This is a genomic window from Alteromonas lipotrueiana (assembly GCF_019249245.1).
In the GTDB taxonomy this organism is placed as follows: Bacteria; Pseudomonadota; Gammaproteobacteria; order Enterobacterales; family Alteromonadaceae; genus Alteromonas; species Alteromonas lipotrueiana.
Map to the genome: position 1 here is coordinate 1 of NZ_JAESDK010000036.1, position 3,354 is coordinate 3,354.

4 protein-coding genes are annotated in these 3,354 nt (G+C 42.2%); all 4 read left to right on the forward strand.

The window, feature by feature from the left end:
- On the forward strand, positions 1 to 966 hold a 966-nt coding region (locus tag JK130_RS16475; RefSeq protein ID WP_218355425.1), incomplete at its 5' end, for an RHS repeat domain-containing protein.
- 1 nt (position 967) lies between these two features.
- The gene (locus JK130_RS16480; protein ID WP_218355426.1) at positions 968 to 1,336 is read left to right on the forward strand and encodes a hypothetical protein; all 369 of its coding nucleotides are present in this window, start codon (positions 968 to 970) and stop codon (positions 1,334 to 1,336) included.
- A 306-nt stretch (positions 1,337 to 1,642) separates the two neighbouring features.
- Positions 1,643 to 2,665, forward strand: coding sequence for an RHS repeat protein (locus tag JK130_RS16485; RefSeq protein ID WP_246587854.1), 1,023 nt, complete (start codon positions 1,643 to 1,645; stop codon positions 2,663 to 2,665).
- A 2-nt stretch (positions 2,666 to 2,667) separates the two neighbouring features.
- On the forward strand, positions 2,668 to 3,207 hold the full coding sequence (locus tag JK130_RS16490) for a hypothetical protein (RefSeq protein WP_218355428.1): 540 nt from the start codon (positions 2,668 to 2,670) through the stop codon (positions 3,205 to 3,207).
- Positions 3,208 to 3,354: the final 147 nt, after the last annotated feature.

Below are 3,354 nucleotides of genomic sequence, written 5' to 3' on the forward strand. Positions count from 1 at the left end.
CAGGCTACCCGCAAAGGCTTCACCGACCATGAACATCTGGATGAAGTAGAACTGATTCATATGAACGGGCGGGTGTATGATTATAACCTTGGGCGTTTTCTTTCTGTAGACCCTTTCATACAGGGTGTCGGAAACAGTCAGGGTATTAATCCATACAGCTATGTGATGAACAATCCCCTAGGGTACACTGATCCTACGGGGTATACCGCCGAAAAAGAAGTTGAAGTTAAAAGAGCCCCTAAACTGGGCAGTCGCTTAGGGCGATCACAAACTGTTACGGTAACTGCAAAAGATGGTGGGCTTTCAATTTCAGGTGGTAATGGTGCTGCAAGGAGTGCTGTTAGAGGAGCGTTAACTAACAGCTTGCCTAGTGCAGAATTCAATGTCAGTGATATTGGTTCACAAACACAAATAGCTAAGAATGATAGTTCCAGTGGAAAGCAACTAACCTCAGTCTCTCGCGGAAAAGCAACAAGTACCACAAGCGGACTTAAAAAGTCTGCTCATAAATCATTAGAAGAGCTTCGAAAAAAACCTGAGTTTGCTGAGCTAGAGAAAAAGCACGGAGCACTAACTTTGACCTTTGATAATAAGAAAAAAACTGAGCTTGATGGCAACACCATAAACATCAATAAATCGATTTTTAGTATAGAGTATGAGGTTGATGCCGACGCCAGTATGGACGCTTACGGGGGTACACTACCCGACAGCATGTCTGATGGTGCATACTACGGCGCTATAGAGCGTTACCAGCAATCCTTACCAGAGTATAGTGCCTTTAGTATGAATAGGGTTATAGTCCACGAGGCTTTTCATCTAATGCAGAAACATGTATCAGGCTTTGAGTACACGATAAACCGTGAGCACTATGAAGCAAAAAACATAAGAAGAGCCAACCAATTTATGCACAAGTACTTCAACGAGCCCTTTAGGGATGAAAATCACGGCAAGGCGAGGTCTAGATAAAATGAAAAAAAATATTGGTTGGTTAGTTACAATCTTGCTTTCTGTTTTTCTGATTGCTTGCAGTACTCATTCGACAGTGGTGAAGGCTTGTAGTATAGAGGTTTCGGATAGTCGATTTTCAAATTTGATGTTTGAAGGGCCGTATACCATCAAACAAGCGACGGATATTTATAACAATAGAGCTAAAGTCACCCTTTCGGACGAGGCGGAAAGCGATTGGCAATTACTTTTTAAGAAAGCTAGTGCTTCTGGCTGCATATACAAGTTTACCTCTAGCGAATCTGACTGGGATAACTTAAGGGGCGTAGAGGGGCTTGCTTTGGTTCGTGATGATAAAGTTACTGATATCGTTCTAATTAAGAAGAACTGAGCCAATTCTTTTCACTTGGGTGGCTGTATACAGGTCTCCCAAGTCATTTCATCATCACAACTTTAACAATCAGCATTACTAGCAATTCCCACCCATCATCACCGTGTAAAGAAAACCGTCGCTTATGAACCATTGCCATCATCCTGGCTAACCATGGTCAAAACAGCCGATAATCTGTAAAGAAAATTGTAAAGTCTATCAATATCAGCATAAATAGGACAGTCACTCTCGGTTACCAAAAGTTGTTCTTTAACATCGCAACTCCTCTAGGCTGAAACGCTTCCAACAGAAGGACGCGCGTTGGGCTTGCTCATTCATACGAACGGGCGGGTGTACGATTATAACCTTGGGCGTTTTCTTTCTGTAGACCCTTTCATACAGGGTATCGGAAACAGTCAGGGTATTAATCCATACAGCTATGTGATGAACAATCCCCTGGGGGACACTGATCCTACGGGGTATACCGCCGAAAAAGAAGTTGAAGTTAAAAGAGCCCCTAAACTGGGCAGTCGCTTAGGGCGATCACAAACTGTTACGGTAACTGCAAAAGATGGCGGGCTTTCAATTTCAGGTGGTAATGGTGCTGCAAGGAGTGCTGTTAGAGGAGCGTTAACTAACAGCTTGTCTAGTGCAGGATTCAATGTCGCTGATATTGGTTCTCAAGGGAATATTGCCAAGACCGATAAAGTTGCTTCTACAACCACAACTCCGTCTATAAGTACTCAGGGAAATAGTCTTTCGTCAGACATTCAAAGTCAGACACAGGATACATTGTCTTCGATTGGCCAAGACTTTGGTTATGGATACGGAGAGGGGGTAACGGCAAAATATAGCGAGCTTGGATACAACGAAGATGGCAACATAAATCAAGCGACTATTTCGTGTGATTTTGTTTGTCAGAAGGATGGCGCGGAATACGGTAAAATAACAGCTGATAATATAGCTCAAAGAGCTATGATTATGAACTTTAGGCATGGTCAGAGTCAGGCAGCAGACGCACTTGCTATGGCATTTTCTCCGCTAGCCACTGCATATGGTGGTTTAGGTCTTCGCTCTGGTTATCAATCCATAGCGCATGCATTTAAGAATTTACCGGTTCAGAAAAGAAATGCACTGTTTGGAATATACGGTGAAATAGCGAGCATTCTAAATGGAGCGTACCACCCAGTAAACGCAGTCCGGTCATTGGTGCCGTATTCCCCGGCAATTCAATCTGCTGCCTTTAGATATGCTCCAGGGGCAGAGAAGATTTTAAGAAAGCCTGCTATAAAACGATTCGGCGCTGGTCGTGGAAAGCCTAAAATCAGGCCTGAGCAACTAGGAAATTAGTGATGATGGTAACAGACGAAGAGTATGCTAAGTATCTAGAATACTATAATAGAAAATCTTTATTTGAATCGGCTTTGATATTTGCCATTTTTTCAGTTACCGCATTGTTAGTACTTGTGGTAGATAGTGAATTTTACCAATTGGCTTTTTACGTCAGCTTAGTATTGCTCATAGCTTATATGTCAGTTGAAGAGAAGCCGGAGTATCTCATAACAAGTAACGATGAAAAAAATGTTGAGAGCAGGCACCTTCAAAAAGCATTTGCCATAATGACCTTTTTCTTATGGTCGAGTGCATTGGAATCAATGATGTTTGGGGTGAACTCTTCCAAACTTATAGGTGTCTATTCACTTCTAACAGGAGTTTCTTTCATGAGCGTGATGGCTCAGCTTCCGTTTTTTTTATACTTTAGAACGAATAGCGTGAAAGTCTATTACACAGCAATTTGGTTGTTTAGGTTAGGAGGGCTTACGCTCACTGTATTCGGTATTTACGTCTTGGTAAACGGAGCGTGGAACGTGAACATTAGTTTGCCTTTTTAATCCAGTATCTTCGGTTTTATTAATTCGATACCCACCGTCATTTGAAACCAAATCTGTAGTGGTGGAACAACTGGACACCCACCTTATTCCGAGAAGGTTTTAAAGAGCTGTACCTAAAAGCACGAGTATGAATTCATGGGTACCTTA